Genomic DNA, 18,519 nt, shown 5'->3' on the forward strand with positions numbered 1-18,519 from the left:
GTATTCTCTCCTACATAGTCATCGATAACAGCATCGGTATTCATCTCTGGGACATAATCGTCAAGAACTGCCAAATCATCGTGTCTTAAATTTATATTATACCTTTTTATTGACAATTCATCACGAGAATATTCAATTTTAAATCCATCAGCTTTATGACGATTATTCAATTGAGATAAAAATTCGTCGAGAGGGAAGTTTTCGGGTGTACCAAACTCTTCCTCTTTACTCAGATTATCCAATAAAGTTGACAGTTCTCCAAGTGAAGACTTAAAATTATCAAGTAAGCCTTCAATTTGGTTACAGAAGTCTGGGTTAGTTTCTCTGTTCTCAATATAGTAGCGCATGAGATCCTCTATATTCACCAATTCGAATATATATTGTCCCATATCATGCTTACGCATTCTAACTTCGTTGATATACTCGGTCTTTTGAGCAGCCAGTTTATCTTCTTGTCTTTTATAATATTCATACTCTTTTGAAAGTCGTAGTAATTCGTCATGAATAATACGCTTGTTCGTTGGAACAAGTACATCTTTCAAATATCCCTTTTCCCCATATAGACCAAACTCTTCATAAGCTTGCAATTGCCTATATACGATAGGATTTCTCAAAATTGCAAACAAGTGCATTGCATCAACACCATCTTTGGGGCAAATTACATGAAAGCATTTATTACCCAAGACAGGATGGGTTTCTACAGCAATGGGATTACCCATTGAACGGTATAAGACCATCTTGGGAACATCCCTTGTAAGAGCCAATAACACAGCATCCTTGCTGCCATCAAGGAATATACTTTGTCTGTACTCTGCTACTTGCAAATCTTTCTCTGTGCCCTCACCAAAAATATAGTGGTTAGGATCATCCACAAAGTTTCCATCTTTATCGAAGGTATACTCGCCAGTATGAGGAGGAATGTTAGGACAATTAGCTTTATCCACATCCTTCATGTCTAATGCCCCATTAAATGTGGTGGTTAAATTTGTAGCGGTTACCAAAGGTGTATCCAGAGGCAAGTCATACTTTACATCTTTAACTCTTTCGGTTACCAACTGACAAAGAGATGACAAAGGAACAGGCTTTTCATTCTTAGATGGTTTCTCCACAACATACGTTTGTGGGATTAACAAATCCTCATGTATATCAGTTGCAGGTACTTTTACCATCTTGCGTAACCCAGTCTCCACATCATAACCTTGGTTCGAAAGCATTGCATCAAATGCTTTTAAATCAAGAGCTTTCTTAAAAAACTTTCGATATGATTCTTTCGAGGCAGATCTAGCATCTATCATAGTTGTCTCGCTGACACATCTTCCCTTCTCAATTATGAGAATGGAATAGTCTTTCCTCATTGTGTTCGAGCTCATAACTTGAGGTAGTTGAATAATTTCAATTATCGACCCTTCAGAAGAAATGGCATGACGAAATGCGTGTTGGATACCTCTCCACGATTTACCTAACTTTACTGTTTCTCCATTAGGCATCACACCTTCCTCATATTCTGGATAATTACTTATACCCCAGCATAGAGAATTTGGACATATAAGGATCATTATTCCTCCTTTTTTGAGATTGCTGTAAGCCTCAATTATCTTTTCTGTTATCCAATCGCCAATCGTATATTCAGCACTTGGCACCATATTTATATATGACATCACTGCATCATAGTCCTCCTCAATAGGATTGTTTATTTCTGTTTTTAACTGATTGGCAAATATGGCAACCTTCAGCCATGCATATGGCCATGTTCCAGCATATTCGACATCATTTTCCTTGTTAAGTGACAGCCCCCCCACACTACAATAGAATCTACATTCCGGATAAGCGATTGGAAATTGGCCAAAACCTGCAAATGGGTTATATACGATAGATCCTGAAGGGATATTGACACGCTTCTTAATCAATTCTATCACCTCCGTAGGCAAAAGAAGAGCATCTTTTCTATCATAGCCGTCAATAGCTTGCAAATCATTACAAGGTGTTTGAATAATATAATTAACTAACATCTGGAAATTATTCTTCAGAAATGTTTCTTCCTCTTCAGAAAAAATGCTTGTATCATACTTTTCTGCAAGTAAATTTTTTAGAGCCTTTATATCGGCATCCTTTCCTGCAACTTCCTTATAGAAATGTCCTAACAATTGTTCATTAACTCTTATGTTATCAACCTCCTCTTCTGAAATCTGAATATCAAGGACATATCCACCAAGTCCTTGTTCATGCATTGCATAAGCAAAATCCATCTCTTGGTCATATTGTGCTTTATATTCAGCAGCCAGTTCCTTAGCTTTATTACTTTCCTTACCCACCTTAGAACGATAAAGTTCTACGAGGTTAATCACTTTCTGCTGGATCTCTGTTGCGTTCTGTACGTTCTGCATAGTTGTTTGTGTTTTTGTTGGTTAGTACTCTACGTTCTGCACTTGTGTCTCAAATGCGCTGCAAAGGTACAACCAATTTCTGATTGTTGCAAGCATTTCTGCCTCATGAACGGTTCCGTTCTCTGTGGAACCATTATCGCATGAAATCAAACAAACCCATTTCATCATATTTATAATAATATTTATCTATTACCTACTATTTCTTCAAGACCTTTCCTTGCTAATTCGTTAACTCCTTCAAAAAAGCTATACATCTGCAGTATTCTCAATTTTATTACATTAATATCTATTAAGGGTCTTGTTATCACCGTATTTTTAATTGAGTTGGTCAAGAACTCATTATATCTAAATAAAGTTCCATCCTCATCTGCTGCATTTAATTCTTCTACAAGTTTTCCTATTCTATTAACTTCTTTATCTTTAGGTCCAATATACTGCTTTAAATCCCTCCACAAATTGAAAAGATTATGCCCATCCAAATTGGCTTCGCCACGTGATGGACTTTTTCTCCATAACCTAAACCTCAACAATGAGTCTTTCATTGTCAATTCAAGATATTGTCGAAAACAAAACATTACTGGATTAATATAGCTTTCTTTTAAGAATCTGTCATTTGACAATTTTATAAGGTTCAGTAATAATACAGAAGTACTGGCATACCCATTCTGCATTAAGATTTCATCGTCATCAGGAAAGTGTCCATAACCATTGTCTTCTCGGGGTACAAATAGAGTATCGTCATCTTTTAGATTTGGCACATACAGGGATATTGAGTTAATATCACTCTTTGACAAAAGAAAAAAATCTCTTGACAATTGCCGTTTAATCTGTTTCCTATAATTCTTTTTCAAACGACGCATTATATTTTTATGCTTTCTCCTTGATTTCTTCTTCATTTTATTCACCAAAATAAAGTTTCATCTGTGTTCTAATAATCTCTTTTATTTGGTCTCGAAATAATAAAGGTTGTATCACTTCTAAGTATTGCCCGTATGCAAGAATCTTGCCTCGCAATTCTCGATTGGGCTCTATCGTTAATGTTACCTCTCCATATTCTCCGTTTTCATATTTCCCAAATGGAAGAGTCTCTTTCTGGCTATGGTGCAGAGGTTTCGTTAGCAAGAGACCATGCTGGTACTCTGTCTTTGTATGAATAACTACTTCCTCGACTTTGACACCTTTTTCATGAGTGACACCTATAATGTCCTTAAAGTACCTTTGATAGAATCCCCTCTCAGCTGGGATATACTCAACATCATCAACTATAGCGATTGCACCAACAATTCTATCCAAAGGTACATTATATGCTTGATATGGCTCTCTATCTGACTCTCCAAAAACAAACCAACGACCATTGTACTCTTTAAGAAACTGGGAATGGAAGGTTAGCTCAAATGGTTCTTGTCCAAATTTCTGATAAGCAAATCGAAGAACTTGCTTGTCTGAAATGGCTTTAAAAAATATGGGCAGCAGGTGGATATTAGTAAGATTCTGCTCCATACCAGAACTGATGTGCATATCCCCTTCTTTTACCTCCCTATTAGTATCAAGTAATAACTGTGTATTCTCGAAAAACGACGAGAACCAACTTGCCGGCATAATACCAGCGGATGCCTTACAGAACTCGACATAGTCTTCTACCGATTTCTGCACTACTGCCCTACGTTCTTCTGCTAGTGGGTTATCGTCCTTACCAATATACCGATATGCCTTACCTTTACCTCTCTTACCATTATTCCCAATACATCCCGGACTGGCTGTTTCCAAAACTTTCAGTACCTCAGGAAATGCTTTCTTCAGTTCACCATAACCTGGTTCACTATTATATGCAACTTTTTCGTAGTAACCTTTGGGCCTGTCACAATATAGGGCGAGGATGTCTGCATAACTGACGAAATCACGTTTCATTAGTTCCGAGTAAATCAGATTAACAAATTCCGATCTAGCTCCAAATCCGGCAAAGATATTCTTAGTAGGCATATTCATACATTTAGGATACTGCAAAGATACAAAAAAATACGACTTGTCACTCCTTTTCTTCAGAAAAATATAAGTTCATTGATAGTTAATTAAATCTTTGGCATTATAAACAGCACTTTTAGATATTCCATTATTTATGCATACAAATTCGATATGCATATAACCATTCGTATCTATTGTGGCTTTTGCTAAAAATGTAACTTCTCCTGCCTTTAATCTCGGTAGATTTTCAATTCTCAATTGTACCACTAATTGATTTTTATTTGCATCTAAATAATTCCCATATCTAATATTACAATTTACAGCATCTTGAAAGTCATAAACAGTTTTTGCATCAACAGTATTTGTAAAGGGTAAATCTTGGTTTCCTTTTATTATAATCTTTGTCTTATTGTTCACTATTTCTAAACTTATATTCTCTTTTAAAATAGGTTTAGCACGTTTTGTGTTTGTAATGATAGTATTAAGTCTTGTTATGGAAATGTCTTTTTTTAGATTATCCACATCTGCGACAGAAATAGACTTTAATATTTGAGCTTGTTCCATTGATTCATATTCGTCATGGAGATAATCAAAACAAGTTAAAAGAACTTCAGATGTGATATCTTTGAACTCTATATGACTAAACTGCTCAACTTCTGGCAAATCTCTCCATAACTTACTAAATTGACTATTGAACGCATAGCATACATTAATATCGTCTGTTATAATAATATTCTCTGCATTTCGAGTCTCTGCTGAATATGTCCAATTATATGATCCTGTAATAAGAACTTGATTATCAAAAACACAAAATTTGTTGTGCATAAGAAGAGCTCGCGTACTCATAAATCGGATAGTTCCTCCCTTTTCTATATATGTGGCAAAGTCTAATCCATTGGGGCCTCTATTGATAATGTCATCAATAAGAATAATTGACACTTTCACTTTTCTATCCAAAGCACTTAATATCGAATGAAAAAGGTCGCGATGGGTAAACCATGCCACAGCAATACATATTTCTGATGTAGAATCCTCAATGTACTTAGTTAGAGTAGATCTTATTTGAGAAAAATGCGCTTGTATCATTCGTTATATCATTGTTTTGTTTACAATCATGTCAAACCTTTCACTGACATCTGCCATCCAATCTGGAAGCATCTTTATAGCTTGACAGACTAAAGTATCGGGCATCTTTTTATAATAGGCATAGGCCATAGGACCTGCGATAGCGGCAAGGGTGTCTGCATCACCACCAAGAGAGATGGCAAGTTTGATGCAGTCAACATAGTCTTTAGCCTCCAAGAAACATATGATGGCTGGACCAACAGTGCCTGCGCAGGTGGAGTTGAAAGTGTAATCATCGTGGAAGTCGGCATACTTCTTGTTTGACCAGTCGGGATAGTATTTATCAAGGATTTGTTCTCGAATGAAATCCTTGTCTTTGCCGTTCTTCAGATGGAAGATAACTAGGGCTGTAGCTTCTGCACCTTTGAATCCTTCTGGATGATTGTGGGTGGGGGCTGCTGTTTCATGTGCCATGCGGATACATTCTTCTTCCGTTTGGGCAAGCCATCCTGCCGATGAGCAACGCATGGCTGATCCGTTGCCAAGGCTGCGATAGGGTTGTGGATTATGACTTGCCATCCATAGTTTGAACTTACTGCCGAATCCTGCGTGGCGATGCTCGTTGGCACACTTCCAGAGGTTCATCGTCATGTCTTTCTTGTCAATAAAGGCTTCTGCACAGGCAAAGGTCAGCACGGTATCGTCAGTGAAGTGTGCCCTGGAACTGAACATCTTCACTTTATCGTAGTCTTTGATACGCCGAGTCCTCCCTTCGTAGGCACTCCCTGCGATATCACCTATTGCCTCACTAATCAAATAGTTTTTCATAAGCCTTTAATCATTGGATATTGCAAAGATACAAAAAAATTAGACTTGTCACTCCTTTTCTGTGAAATTATTTCTTTCACAAGGCTTGCGGAAGTATAATGTTTTAATTACTTAATCCTATCAAGCCAATAGCAAGGCGCTATTTTGTGTGATGCCTCCTCTTTACCTTTCTTGATATTTAGTACAGGCATATCGTCTTCATAGGAAGTATCTCCAAAAGTGATTTCCATTCCCTTGCTATCTTTGAAGACATAATTCATCATATTCGCAGAACCACTAATCTCCACAAACCCATTCAATGATGTTTGCGGTTTCTCAGACAACTTGCTTCCTCTCGGATAAATGGATATTCTGAACTCTTCATCGCCCTTAACCTTGAAAGGTTGTAGTTGAGGATATTGTAATGCTGGACCTTCTAAATGATAGTTTTCCTTCTTAGTGACCTCCCTTGCCCTGATGTCAACACGAACAATAGAGCCGTTGTCCAAATCCTCATAGCAACAGAAAGGAATCCATCCGTTTCCTCTTAGCGACGAATGAAGACTATTCATCTCTTCACGAACTAACTGATTATATAGTTTTATCTCTTGTGGGGAATAGTAATTAATCGCAGTCAGTGAATCATATACCCACATTACAAGAGACCAGTCCGATGACTGCTGAGATAAATACCAACTTCTTCATATTGATTGCAAAGTTACTTTATTCTTTGTCCAACGATACAGGACAAGGCCAATAAGGAAAATGACAGACGGCCAGAACCACCTCCAAATTACTTCAAATAAATAGCATACAATCCAGTAATATCTCCAGGAATGGTAGAACTGGGCTGGCATATCAATCGGCCTGTCTCTAATCATGAATCCTATAGGTCCTAGAATGTCATTATTGAACAATGTATATACGCCTACTATCACTAGCATACAGAACACGACTCCTTTTACCCATACCGGTTTGCCTCTTGTCAAAAGGCCTATGATGACTATAGGCGGAAGCATTCCTAAGTATAATGACATTGGAACATGAAATATCGATATCAGAAACAAAAAAATGTAAACCAATATTACAATACCCCACAAACAAATATGCTTAAATTTCTTGCTCATACTATTTTTGCATCATCCAATCCCACCATTTATGTTGCAAATTTACGAAATTATTCTCAAACAAAAGAATCTTTCGCTATCACAAGGCTTGCGAATTATGGTTCATGGTTAGCGGTTCATGGTTAACGGTTCATGGTTAACGGTTAGTGAGGAAGGAGGAAAATGTATGAAGGCTGAGGTAAGATGTATGAAGACCGAGGGCTGATGTATGATGACTGATGTATGATGTGTTAGGGAAAGAAATTTGATACAAGAAGAAAGAGGGCTGAAGGAATAATAACACTAAGAGAAATTATTTCAACTCCATTAAGACATCGTCGACAATATATTGGTCACTCATTAGATGCAGTCCATATTTCGGGTCTGACAATTGCTGATAGGTTTTAGTAGAGTAGAATAAGTCTAACGCTTGCTCGCCATCAATTTTGAGCGCATCTGCAAGCATCATAATAATATGACTTTGTTTTCGCCAAAGTACTACATCTCTCATAGCTTGTCCTCCTCTGACTCTAAGACTGAACTCTCAATATATGTCAAGTATTTATCTATCACAACTTGATTAAGAATACACAACTGATGGTTTACCTTCTTGTATCTGAGTTGTCCCAAAGCCTGTTCTGCTGTAATGATACCCTTTTCGTAGTCTTCAACTGTGTCGATTACATTGTCATTGGCAACACCACCTTCAACAATGTCATATTCGTTGGAATAATCTTTCCCTCTACGACAATCAACAACATAATCTAACCATTCTAAATCATAAGTGGGAAACGACATGATACGAACGTTATCAGCAATAGCGCGATCCATATCGAATTGATAGGTGTTTAATACAGCCTCTGCATTACGTCCTTTTCGACCAGCCATTACATTAGCCCAATCCTCTGCCTGTTTTCGTATCTTCGTAAGGTAGAATCCAGGTCCAAAGTCCAAGTTCTTCCTTCCAGCCTTTGCTTTTGGCTGAGGGACTGACATCTGGGAACCATGATACAATGTTAACATACTTTGCTCTCCTTTTCTTCTTGCTCCCAATTATGCAGTGTTTCAATGGTATCATCTGTTACCCATTCGAGACTTTGGGTATGAAGTTGCTCGTAGTAGCGAAACAGGCGTTTGTGTATTAAATCTTGACGCTTCAGACGGTCGTGCATCTCCTTGCCAGAAAGGTGTGCCTTCCTTGCACTGGCCTCGATGGCCATTACTGCGAAATGTATCTTTTTGTATGTGTCCGTCTGATATTTGTCCATATCGCCTAAATATTATTATTCATTCTCATTCCCGACGCAAATATAATGGATTTTTACGACAAAAACAAGTTTTTCTGGAAAAACTTGCTCTCTGCCATCAGGTCTTTTCTACATATGTATCTCGAAGAATGCCATGACGACGGCTGTCAGGAAGAGGAGTCCCAGGATACCGATGGGGACATAACAATGTTGGATGTCATATCTTGCAGGTGTCGTGACACGACAATAGAGCTTGTAGACGAGCCAGCCGACGAAACCGCCCCAGAGGAGTCCTACAGTGATGTCGCCAGGATAGTGGACACCCAGATACAGACGGGTGTAGCAGTTGACGAGCGACCATCCCACAAGGAAGAAAGTGAGCATGCGCTGTCGTATCAGCAGGGAGAAGAACATAGCGATGCTGAAGGTGTTAGCGGCATGTGCGGAGAAGAAACCGTATTTCCCTCCACGATAGTTATTGACCACATCGACCATAGAGCCGATCTCAGGATCATGGGTGGGTCGCCAGCGAGCCACGAGTGGTTTGACGATACCGTCATCAATACCACCTGCCAAGAGGTAGCACAGTCCTGCGGCAGCAAAGATCAGAAGCACCTCACGGGCATTCTTATTTGACTTCAACACAACATAGAGGAGTCCCAGGTACAAGGGTGTCCACGTCAGACCATTGGTCAATGTCAGGATGATGTAGTCGAGAAACGAGGAGTCACTGCCATTCACCATCAGCAGCAGTTGTTTGTCAAATTGAATGATTTCTTCCATATTACTTTTTTAAATAACTTCCAATTGTCTGGCATCTATCCATCCCTGTTTGCCATCAGCCACACGGATCTCCTTCCAACCGCTCATCGAGCCGTCAGTAATCGTCACACGAGTACCCTCATGTAAGATGAAGAGGTCGGTACCGTTCTTGGAGGGAGTGCTCTTCACAGTAGCTGCATTCGTCATGATGATAGCCCCGGTACGATGCGTCAGTTTCTGTTTCTGCTGGAAGGCGAAGAGGTTGCTGAGAACGAACACCACCAACAGGAAGAATGCGCCGAAGAAGCCCACCTTCCGCAGCCATATCCGTCCTGAGAAGAGATAGGCAAGGGCGAGGATAATCGCGATGGCAAGGGCTATCAAGGCAGTCCGTGCCCAGGCGTCGACACTCATCAGGTTGACCAGCGAGTGATACCATGTGACGAAGAACATCTCCGACTCAGGGGTGATCTTATCTATCGTCTTCGAACGAGCCATCTGCAGGTTGAAGCGTGTATCAGCATCACCAGGAGAGAGCAACAGGGCACGCTCATAGTTCAGGATTGCCTTCGTGATATTATCCGTCCGATAATAGGCGTTACCCAGGTTATAATACAAGTCGGCGCTCACACCACCCTTCAGCAAGGACTCATAGCCGGCTATCGCCTGTTGGTAATGCTCATGGACATACGCACTGTCTGCCTCCGCCTTCGTCACAGCATGAGAGGTGAGAGGTATGAGGTAAGAGGTAAGAGACAGCAATAACAACATCAGGACACGAGTCGACGGAGCCCGACGGATATGTTTCTTACCCTTCAGGAAGTCCTCAATCTTCATAATTGCCTGAATGGCAGCATCATATACCTTATTCATATTACCACTGGGATCACCTGGAGCATAACGGGCATACTCACACTCGTCAAGGGCTCCGATAAACTGGTTGACGGTATCCGTATCCACGCCACGCTCAGAAAGCCGCTGACTGATGTTCTCACGAGAGAGCTGGGTGACAGGCATATCGAGCTTGTCGCCCACATATCCCCAGAGGGCACGCAGCACCTCATCATAGAACTCGCTCTGCTTGCCTGCCTTCAACAGTTTGTCAGCCTGACGCAGACGACGGACAGCGACCTTGTTGGCACGCTTGCCACGCATCTTCCCGATATTGGCATTCTCTATCGCACGATGGCGGAAGATGATGAAGAGGGAGATGAAGACGGCAAGGAGGACGGCAAGACTGATCCAATAGAAGACGGAGCCGAAGAAATAGTCGTCCACCTCACGAAGACGTGACGGGGCAGTCTTGATATAACGGATGTCCTTATTCAACTGTTTCACTTCCTCACTGGTATAAGCAGCCACACTGGAGGTACCATCGCCCTTTGCCACATCAAGGGTAAAGGGTTGTGAGCGAAGTGTCTTGTAACTGTTCGACTGTGTGTCATAGTAAGTGAACTCCACAGGAGGAATCTCATATTTACCCTGATGACGAGGTACGACAAGGATGTCATAAACCATACTGCCCTCCACCCCATTTGTCGTCAGTTTGGTGTTGTCCGTGACCTTGGCATCATACTGGTCAAAGTCTTTCGGCAGATTGACGACAGGTTGTTTGATGAGTTTCAGGTTACCTGTACCACTCACTGTGACACGGAAGGTGACGGGGTCGTTCGCCTTCACCTCTTTCTTGTTGATCGTTGCCGTCAGGGAGAACGTGCCTACGCCACCCGAGAAATTCGTGGGACGCGCAGGCAGCGGGTCAACAGTGATGGTCAGACCAGGTGCCTTGATCTCTTTCTTCACCTCCATATAGCCGGAGCCACCGTTGAAGAAAGCCTCGAAGGGGTCGACATTACGGTTCTGCAACACCACCATACCCTCGTAGGTAATACTGGGAATCTCCAACTTACCCGTCGTCTGTGGGAACATCACATACTGTTGCCACGTCACTGTACGATACGGACGACCGTTGAGGGTCTCCAGCTTAAAGCTCTTCTGTTGTGGTAGCGGAACCTCACGAGTATAGAAACTCTTCAGGTCGGGCATCTTACCACTCAGCGAGGTCAGGTCGACGAGGGTATACACCTTATATGTCAGCAGGATCGGTTCCTGTTCATGGACATGACTCTTGTTGGCGCTGACCTTGATGAAGAGGTCGCTGCCAGAGATATGACTGCCTGCCGCACGAGCCTGTCCCGCACCCTGCGGACGCTGTCCTCCCCCATTGCTCCCCTGTTGTGCCGTTCCAGACACTTTGATATGCAACTCATTAGAATGCAACGACTTACCATTCACTGTGGCATGTGCGGCAGGGATGGTAAAAGAACCGTTCTTCGTGGCTGAGAGGATATAGGTGTATGTCACGGATGTCGAGCTCGACGTATGACCATTGACCATCTGGAAACTCGACTGGGTGGACGTGCTGGGACCCATCAGTACCTCGAAGGCATCAGGGATATTCCCCGCACGGAAACCACTGACATCATCCGTATTGACGGTATAGGTCAGTCGGAACTGCTCCCCTACCGCCACCTGAGAGGGAGCCCTTCCTGTGATCTGCTGTGCGACCATAGTCGCAATGTAAAAATTAAATAATGAAATAATTAAAATCAGCTGTTTCTTCATTTTATATTTCTACATTTTTACATTTTATCATTTTTACATTTCCCTTTTACCAGTTCTTCTGCAACTTACGAGTCTGTTTCTGATGCTGAGCCTTCTTGATACGCTGTTGCGTATTCTTCTCCTCCTGCATGGCAGCATTCAACAACTGCTCGGCATTCTCCTTGCTCATCTGAGGCTTGTCCTGCTTCTGCTGCTGTTCCTTGTCCTGTTGCTTCTGCTGGTCTTGCTTGTCCTGGTCTTTATTCTTGTCCTTATTGTCTTTGTTGTCCTTGTTCTGCTTCTGCTGCTGGTTCTGTTGGTTCTGCTGCTGTTGTTTCTGCTGCCGTTTACAGAGTTCCAGGTTATAACGTGTCTCGTCGTCGTTAGGGTTGTTACGCAACGACTCCTTATAAGCCTCTATCGCCTCGCTGTACATCTGGTGTCCCTGACAGATGACACCAATGTTATGATAGGCATACGAGCGACGATGCTTGTTCGTCTCCAGCTTAGCGGCAGTCTGGAACTGTTCGATGGCGGCAGAGTCTTTCTTCTGAGCCAACAGGGCATTACCCAGGTTATATGCCGCCTGGGCGTTCTTTCCGTTCTTCTCGATAGCCTTACGATAGTCCACCTCTGCCTCCGCGAACTTGCCAGCATGGAACTGTTTGTTGCCCTGACGGATATAGTCACGGTCACTCTGTGCCTGAGCACCCACCGCCATCATCAGCAACAGGATCGTGGCGACTCTCTTACGAGTGAACAGATGGATCTTACGCAGACGCTGGTTCTTGATCTCCAGGATACAGATCTCCGCGATCAGGAGTAGTAACACGATGATACCCACCGCCTGGAACTGCTCGTCATAGTCGCTGTATACCGTACTGGAGATCTCTTTCTTCGAGAGTTTATCCAACTCATGGTTCAACTGCTCCTGAGCGTTACTGTTATTCTCCACATGGATATAAGCACCGCCACCAGCCTGGGCGACCTCTTTACACATCCCCTCGTTGAGAGCTGACATCACGGTCTCACCCGTATTGTCCTTCATATAGTCGCTACTGCCTGCAATGGGGATAGGAGCACCTTTCGTCGTACCGATACCCAGTACATAGACACGCATCCCCTTATCCTTAGCCTCCTGAGCCGCCTCCAAGGCACCACCCTCGTGATCCTCACCATCGGTAATGACAATAATCGCCTTGCCGACGCCCTCTTCCTGTGTGAAGCTATGGGAAGCCATCGTCACCGCAGCGGCGATATCCGTTCCCTGCGTCTCTATCATCGACGGTTCGATACTGCTCAGGAACATCTTCGCTGATACGAAATCACTGGTGATCGGCAATTGTACAAAGGCGTCACCCGCAAAGACGATCAGTCCTATCTTGTCGTTCGTGAAATGGTCGACGAGGTTCTCCACCATCATCTTCGCACGGTCCAGACGACTCGGTGCCACATCCTCCGCCAGCATCGAGTTACTGATATCCAAGGCGATAATGGTCTCTATACCCGTCCGCTTCTCGTGACTGATCCTCGTCCCCATCTGAGGACGTGCCAGCATCACAATCAACAAGGCGAGAGCTGTCAGCAACAGACAGAACTTCACCAATGGACGGAAACGGGAGACATCAGGCATCAACTGGCGCACCAGGTCCATATCACCAAAGCGACGGAGCTGTCTGCGCTGACGGATGACCATCCCCCAACGGATCAGTGCCAATACAGGAATCAGCACCAGTGCATACAGATATATAGGGTCTTCGAATCGAAACATATAAACTCTTATGGCAATTTTCTAAATAGGGTTATTCTCAACAGGATCTCTAACAGGAGCAACAGGACAGCGGCAATAGCAAAGGGCTGGTATGCCTCATATTTCTTGCTATATGTCTTGACACTCAACTTGGACTTCTCCAACTTATCGATCTCCTTATAGATATTCTGCAACTCCTTGTTATTGGTGGCACGATAGAAGTCACCATCCGTCGCCGCCGCGATGTCACTCAGCGTCTTGCTGTCTATCTCCACAGGGACATTCACATACTGCACACTACCTGCCACCACCATCGGGTAAGGAGCCACCTTGTTCGTTCCCACACCAATGGTATAGACACGGATACCGAGGCTCTTGGCAATCTCCGCGGCAGTCATCGGTGACAGGTCACCACGGTTGTTACTACCATCCGTCAACAGGATGACGACCTTGCTCTTCGCCTTAGAGTCCTTCAGGCGGCTCACCGCATTCGCCAGTCCCATACCTATCGCGGTACCATCCTCTATCAGTCCACGTGTCGCCATATCCGTACGGACCCCTTGCAACAGGTTCAGCAAGGAGGCATGATCGGTCGTCATCGGACACTGTGTGAACGCCTCTCCCGCAAAGATCGTCAAACCGATATTGTCATTGGGACGACCTGCGATGAACTCCGCCGCCACCTGTTTCGCTGCCTCAATACGGTTAGGCTTCAGGTCTTCCGCCAGCATAGAGCCGGAGACGTCCATTGCCATCATGATATCGATACCTTCCACCGACTTGTTATTCCATGAGTTATGAGTCTGGGGGCGCGCCAGTATCAGGATGAGCAGTACAAAGACGGCAAGACGCAGTATCAACTGTAATGGCATGAGCGTCACCTTCCAGCTGCGGGGAGCGAAGCGATAGGCTCTCGTATCACTCATCCGCATGGTCGGCTCCGTCTTCTTCCTGTACATCAGGTACCATATTATATACGGTACGAGCAGGAGCAGGAGAAACAGATATTCTTTATTCGCAAATTCCATTGTTCTTTCTTCTTTATTACATGACTCCCGTGAGAATCATCAGTCTGTAGATCACAAAGCCCAGCAGGACGAGGCTGACGATGATGGCAGCGGCGATCGAGCCCTTCAGGGCACGACGGGTCTTCAGCGAGCGCTGGTCCTCTGCCGACAGCTGCGGTTTCTCTTCCTCCACCACCTGCTGCTCCTGTTTGGTCTGATTGATAAACTCAATGGCATTGACCAGGTTCATGTCATTCTCGTTGATGAGCGTCGAATACTTGGCGAACTTCACCAGGTCAGCGGTCGTGAAGAGCTGGCGTAACTCATCCAGCGACTTCTGGTCACCATCCCGTGTCAGTCGCTCGATAATCTCAGAGCTCGTCATCTCCATAGCCGAGAACTTATACCGCTCCTCAATATAACGGCGCAGCGTGTCCGTCAGTTTCGTATAGTATTCCTTTTGGTTCTCCGAGGACACCATTTTGTCAGCCTTGATCTGCTCAATCTCCTTCATCGCCTTCTGGTGAGGCAACAGTCTCTTCACCAGCTTAAAGCTCTTGATGAGCGGTTTGTTGTCACGTAACCTGACATACAAATAGGAGGCGACACCCAACAGGAGGAGCATCAGGACACTCAACCAGAACACCAGTGACCAGTCGCTCCATAAGAACGGGTTGTCCTGGACGTCCTTGGGACCAAAGAACTGGTTCATCTTGGTGGTATCCACATCGACCTCCATCACTTTCAGGGCAAGACTCTTGCTCTGATAAGTTTTCCCGTCCACCTTCACCTTGAAAGGAGGGAGATAATAAAGCTTGCCGTCAAAGGAAGTCAGGGTATAGACACGACTCCACCGTTGTCCATTGTCTATCTCCTCCTTCTGTTCCTCTCCTACCGACAGCACCTCAACGCCCTCCACCAACAGCTCTCTGGACTTATAGGTCGGGAAGATGACTTTCGCATCCGCCGGTGCAGTGACGGTCACGGTGACATGTACCTGTTGTCCGATGAGCATCTGGATAGAGTCGATCCTCGCCTCTACCCCCACCTGTGCCATCATCGTGGCAACGGTACCTACCAGTGTTATCAGTAATAGGATTCGTTTCATCTAACTACGTTGTTTAAACAGCATCAGCAGGTGTTTCACGAAATCATCGTTCGTGGCGATGCTGATCATGTCCACATTACTCTTATTCATCGTCTCGCGAAGCTGTTGCTGACGATTCATCCAATAGTGCTGATGAGCCTGACGGAGCCGTTTGCTACTGGTATCGATATACTGTTCGAAACCAGTCTCGGCATCCACCACCCGCATCAGTCCCACATCAGGCAGTTCCTTGGCACGAAGGTCATACACCTGGACGGCAACGACATCATGCTTTCGATTACAGATCTGCAGGGTCTGCAGGAAGTCCTGTTGCACATAGAAGTCACTCAGCACGAAGGCGGTACAGCGTCGCTTGGCGACACTCGTCAGGAACTCCAATGCCTGTTTGATGTCGGTACGCTTGCTCTCCGGTTTGAAGTCCAATAACTCACGGATGATATACAGGATATGCTTGCGACCCTTCTTCGGAGGGATATATTTCTCAATATGGTCGGAGAAGAACACCACACCAATCTTATCATTATTCTGAATAGCACTGAAGGCGATGGTTGCCGCTATCTCCGTCACCATGTCACGCTTCATCTGCTTCTGGGTACCGAAGTCAAGGGAGCCGCTGACATCGATGAGCAGCATCACCGTCAACTCACGCTCCTCCTCGAATACCTTCACATAAGGACGGTGGAAACGAGCCGTCACATTCCAGTCGATGTCACGGACATCATCTCCGTATTGGTATTCACGCACCTCACTGAAAGCCATACCACGTCCTTTAAAGGCAGAGTGATACTGCCCAGCGAAGACGTTGGCACTCAGTCCGCGTGCCTTGATCTCAATCTTCCGAACTTTCTTAAGTAACTCAGCAGTTTCCATTAAGGAACCTCAACCTTATTAATAATCTTCGATACTATCTCCTCGCTCGTCACATTACTTGCCTCAGCCTCATAGGTCAGTCCGATACGATGACGCAGCACATCATGGGCAACGGCACGCACATCCTCAGGAACCACATAGCCACGACGCTTGATGAAAGCATAGGCACGGGCTGCCTTGGCGAGATTGATAGAAGCACGGGGACTACCGCCGAAGGAGATCATATCCTTCATATCCTTCAGACCATAACGGTCAGGATAACGGGTAGCGAAGACGATATCCGCGATATACTGCTCGATCTTTTCGTCGATATACACCTCACGGACGACGGCACGGGCATTCAGGATCTCCTGTGCTGTGGTGACGGGTGTCACCTCAGGCAAAGCACCTGCGATATTCTCACGGATGATACGCTTCTCCTCCTCCAGTGTCGGATAGTCGATGACGACCTTCAGCATGAAACGGTCCATCTGTGCCTCCGGCAGCGGATAGGTACCCTCCTGCTCTATCGGGTTCTGAGTAGCCATCACCAGGAATGGGGAGGGCAGGTCGAAAGTCTCTTTTCCTATCGTCACCTGTTTCTCCTGCATCGCCTCCAGCAACGCGCTCTGTACCTTTGCAGGGGCACGGTTGATCTCATCCGCCAAGACGAAATTGGCGAAGACAGGTCCCTGCTTCACCTGGAAACGCTCGTCCTTCTGGGAATAGATCATCGTACCTGTCACATCAGCAGGTAACAGGTCGGGTGTAAACTGAATACGACTATAGGAGGCGTCAATCAGTTGGGAGATGGTCTTGATGGCGAGGGTCTTTGCCAAGCCGGGGACACCTTCCAACAAGATATTGCCGTCACTCAGTAGTCCTATCAATAACGAATCCACCAAATGCTTCTGTCCTACAATCACACGATCCATACCTGCTACCAGATTGGTAACGAAACCGCTTTGTTGTTCTATCCGGATATTTAACTCACGGATATCAATAGATTCTGCCATAATTCTATATTTATTTGATGATTACTCTAACTCGAAAATCCCTGTCGGCGTCGTCCGCTTGAGCACCTCCATCTTCAGGTCGACACCCACGATGATACCATAGTCACGAAGGACCGTCTCCACCGTCTTGCGAGCCAGCTCGGGATGGTTGTTCTCCTCACTCAGATGGCACAGCCACACATAGCGCAACTGCTCCGTCATATTCTCCACCAAGGCAAGACCGCAGGAGCGGTTGCTCAGATGTCCCGTCTTGGAGAGGATGCGTCCTTTCAGGAACTGCGGATATGGTCCGTTATTCACCATCTCCTCGTCATGGTTCGCCTCAATGACCAAGTAATTCGCCTGGGAGATAAAGGTCTTCATCTCGTCGGTGACACATCCCGCATCCGTGATGATACAGAAACGGACACCCTCCGCCTCTATCATATACCCCACATTATCACTACTGTCATGGGGTACAGAGAAGGGAGTCACGAGAAACTCTCCTATACGGATGGGCTTTCCCGCCTCCACATAACGTTTCAGTTCCGGCAGGACTTTCTGCTGCACGCAATAGTTCTTGTCGATCCCCTCATGCACTTTCTCGGTAGCATAGACAGGAACCTGATGATCCTTACTATAGGAACCCACAGACTTGATATGGTCAGCATGGTCATGGGTGACAAGCACATGATGTACCAGTGACATACTAAGTCCGTAATCCCTAAAGTCTTTTTTCAGACCTCTTAATCCTACTCCGATATCTATCAATAGTCCATCCGTCGGGGTCATCAGCATATAGCAATTACCACTACTGCCGCTGCCAAAGGATATAAATTTCAGCATTTTAGTTAATATTTTGTGCAAAAGTAA

The 18,519-nt window shown here is 44.6% G+C and carries 17 protein-coding genes; all 17 read right to left on the minus strand.

Features of this window, described 5'->3' with window-relative positions; genetic code table 11:
• Positions 1–2,384 (minus strand): hypothetical protein (locus BM257_RS08315; protein WP_177216061.1); only part of this gene is annotated, 2,384 nt, incomplete at its 3' end.
• 182 nt (positions 2,385–2,566) lie between these two features.
• Complete coding sequence (locus BM257_RS08320) at positions 2,567–3,280, minus strand: hypothetical protein (protein ID WP_092070956.1); 714 nt, start codon at positions 3,278–3,280, stop codon at positions 2,567–2,569.
• Position 3,281: 1 nt separating this feature from the next.
• On the minus strand, positions 3,282–4,364 hold the full coding sequence (locus BM257_RS08325) for a helix-turn-helix transcriptional regulator (RefSeq protein ID WP_177216062.1): 1,083 nt from the start codon (positions 4,362–4,364) through the stop codon (positions 3,282–3,284).
• 75 nt (positions 4,365–4,439) lie between these two features.
• Positions 4,440–5,432 (minus strand): phospholipase D-like domain-containing protein, encoded by a 993-nt coding sequence (locus tag BM257_RS08330; protein ID WP_092070962.1) that lies wholly within the window; start codon positions 5,430–5,432, stop codon positions 4,440–4,442.
• A gap of 3 nt (positions 5,433–5,435) precedes the next feature.
• Entirely contained in the window at positions 5,436–6,239 is an 804-nt protein-coding gene (locus BM257_RS08335; RefSeq protein ID WP_092070964.1) for an ADP-ribosylglycohydrolase family protein, read from the minus strand.
• Positions 6,240–6,346: 107 nt separating this feature from the next.
• Positions 6,347–6,790, minus strand: coding sequence for a hypothetical protein (locus tag BM257_RS08340; protein ID WP_143096807.1), 444 nt, complete (start codon positions 6,788–6,790; stop codon positions 6,347–6,349).
• Between the two features lie 847 nt (positions 6,791–7,637).
• Positions 7,638–7,835, minus strand: a complete 198-nt coding sequence (locus BM257_RS08350; protein ID WP_092070975.1) for a DUF3791 domain-containing protein — start codon at positions 7,833–7,835, stop codon at positions 7,638–7,640.
• Positions 7,832–8,347, minus strand: coding sequence for a DUF3990 domain-containing protein (locus tag BM257_RS08355; protein ID WP_092070978.1), 516 nt, complete (start codon positions 8,345–8,347; stop codon positions 7,832–7,834). Before BM257_RS08355 ends, BM257_RS08350 begins: the two co-directional genes overlap by 4 nt.
• On the minus strand, positions 8,341–8,592 hold the full coding sequence (locus BM257_RS08360; RefSeq protein ID WP_092070981.1) for a DUF3791 domain-containing protein: 252 nt from the start codon (positions 8,590–8,592) through the stop codon (positions 8,341–8,343). Before BM257_RS08360 ends, BM257_RS08355 begins: the two co-directional genes overlap by 7 nt.
• A gap of 108 nt (positions 8,593–8,700) precedes the next feature.
• Positions 8,701–9,354 (minus strand): phosphatase PAP2 family protein, encoded by a 654-nt coding sequence (locus tag BM257_RS08365; RefSeq protein WP_092070983.1) that lies wholly within the window; start codon positions 9,352–9,354, stop codon positions 8,701–8,703.
• A 9-nt stretch (positions 9,355–9,363) separates the two neighbouring features.
• On the minus strand, positions 9,364–11,904 hold the full coding sequence (locus BM257_RS08370; RefSeq protein ID WP_255405658.1) for a BatD family protein: 2,541 nt from the start codon (positions 11,902–11,904) through the stop codon (positions 9,364–9,366).
• Positions 11,905–12,004: 100 nt separating this feature from the next.
• Positions 12,005–13,708 carry a VWA domain-containing protein gene (locus BM257_RS08375; protein WP_092070989.1) on the minus strand — a complete coding sequence of 568 codons (1,704 nt, stop codon included), beginning with the start codon at positions 13,706–13,708 and terminating at the stop codon, positions 12,005–12,007.
• 8 nt (positions 13,709–13,716) lie between these two features.
• Positions 13,717–14,715, minus strand: coding sequence for a vWA domain-containing protein (locus BM257_RS08380; RefSeq protein WP_092070992.1), 999 nt, complete (start codon positions 14,713–14,715; stop codon positions 13,717–13,719).
• A 16-nt stretch (positions 14,716–14,731) separates the two neighbouring features.
• Complete coding sequence (locus BM257_RS08385) at positions 14,732–15,802, minus strand: BatD family protein (RefSeq protein WP_092070995.1); 1,071 nt, start codon at positions 15,800–15,802, stop codon at positions 14,732–14,734.
• Positions 15,803–16,672, minus strand: coding sequence for a DUF58 domain-containing protein (locus tag BM257_RS08390; protein ID WP_092070998.1), 870 nt, complete (start codon positions 16,670–16,672; stop codon positions 15,803–15,805).
• The gene (locus tag BM257_RS08395; protein WP_092071001.1) at positions 16,672–17,667 is read right to left on the minus strand and encodes an AAA family ATPase; all 996 of its coding nucleotides are present in this window, start codon (positions 17,665–17,667) and stop codon (positions 16,672–16,674) included. Before BM257_RS08395 ends, BM257_RS08390 begins: the two co-directional genes overlap by 1 nt.
• 21 nt (positions 17,668–17,688) lie before the next feature.
• Positions 17,689–18,492, minus strand: coding sequence for an MBL fold metallo-hydrolase (locus tag BM257_RS08400; protein ID WP_092071003.1), 804 nt, complete (start codon positions 18,490–18,492; stop codon positions 17,689–17,691).
• Positions 18,493–18,519: the final 27 nt, after the last annotated feature.

Source organism: Prevotella sp. tf2-5 (assembly GCF_900115435.1).
In the GTDB taxonomy this organism is placed as follows: domain Bacteria; phylum Bacteroidota; class Bacteroidia; order Bacteroidales; family Bacteroidaceae; genus Prevotella.

Excerpts from the sequence above, each read along its gene's own strand:
- BM257_RS08370 (WP_255405658.1), bottom strand. The coding sequence starts at position 11,904 with ATGGTCGCACAGCAGATCACAGGAAGGGCTCCCTCTCAGGTGGCGGTA.
- BM257_RS08400 (WP_092071003.1), bottom strand. The coding sequence starts at position 18,492 with ATGCTGAAATTTATATCCTTTGGCAGCGGCAGTAGTGGTAATTGCTAT.
- BM257_RS08395 (WP_092071001.1), bottom strand. The coding sequence starts at position 17,667 with ATGGCAGAATCTATTGATATCCGTGAGTTAAATATCCGGATAGAACAA.
- BM257_RS08330 (WP_092070962.1), bottom strand. The coding sequence starts at position 5,432 with ATGATACAAGCGCATTTTTCTCAAATAAGATCTACTCTAACTAAGTAC.
- BM257_RS08360 (WP_092070981.1), bottom strand. The coding sequence starts at position 8,592 with ATGGACAAATATCAGACGGACACATACAAAAAGATACATTTCGCAGTA.
- BM257_RS08340 (WP_143096807.1), bottom strand. The coding sequence starts at position 6,790 with ATGAATAGTCTTCATTCGTCGCTAAGAGGAAACGGATGGATTCCTTTC.
- BM257_RS08325 (WP_177216062.1), bottom strand. The coding sequence starts at position 4,364 with ATGCCTACTAAGAATATCTTTGCCGGATTTGGAGCTAGATCGGAATTT.
- BM257_RS08320 (WP_092070956.1), bottom strand. The coding sequence starts at position 3,280 with ATGAAGAAGAAATCAAGGAGAAAGCATAAAAATATAATGCGTCGTTTG.
- BM257_RS08355 (WP_092070978.1), bottom strand. The coding sequence starts at position 8,347 with ATGTTAACATTGTATCATGGTTCCCAGATGTCAGTCCCTCAGCCAAAA.
- BM257_RS08380 (WP_092070992.1), bottom strand. The coding sequence starts at position 14,715 with ATGGAATTTGCGAATAAAGAATATCTGTTTCTCCTGCTCCTGCTCGTA.
- BM257_RS08375 (WP_092070989.1), bottom strand. The coding sequence starts at position 13,708 with ATGTTTCGATTCGAAGACCCTATATATCTGTATGCACTGGTGCTGATT.
- BM257_RS08390 (WP_092070998.1), bottom strand. The coding sequence starts at position 16,672 with ATGGAAACTGCTGAGTTACTTAAGAAAGTTCGGAAGATTGAGATCAAG.
- BM257_RS08365 (WP_092070983.1), bottom strand. The coding sequence starts at position 9,354 with ATGGAAGAAATCATTCAATTTGACAAACAACTGCTGCTGATGGTGAAT.
- BM257_RS08350 (WP_092070975.1), bottom strand. The coding sequence starts at position 7,835 with ATGAGAGATGTAGTACTTTGGCGAAAACAAAGTCATATTATTATGATG.
- BM257_RS08385 (WP_092070995.1), bottom strand. The coding sequence starts at position 15,802 with ATGAAACGAATCCTATTACTGATAACACTGGTAGGTACCGTTGCCACG.
- BM257_RS08335 (WP_092070964.1), bottom strand. The coding sequence starts at position 6,239 with ATGAAAAACTATTTGATTAGTGAGGCAATAGGTGATATCGCAGGGAGT.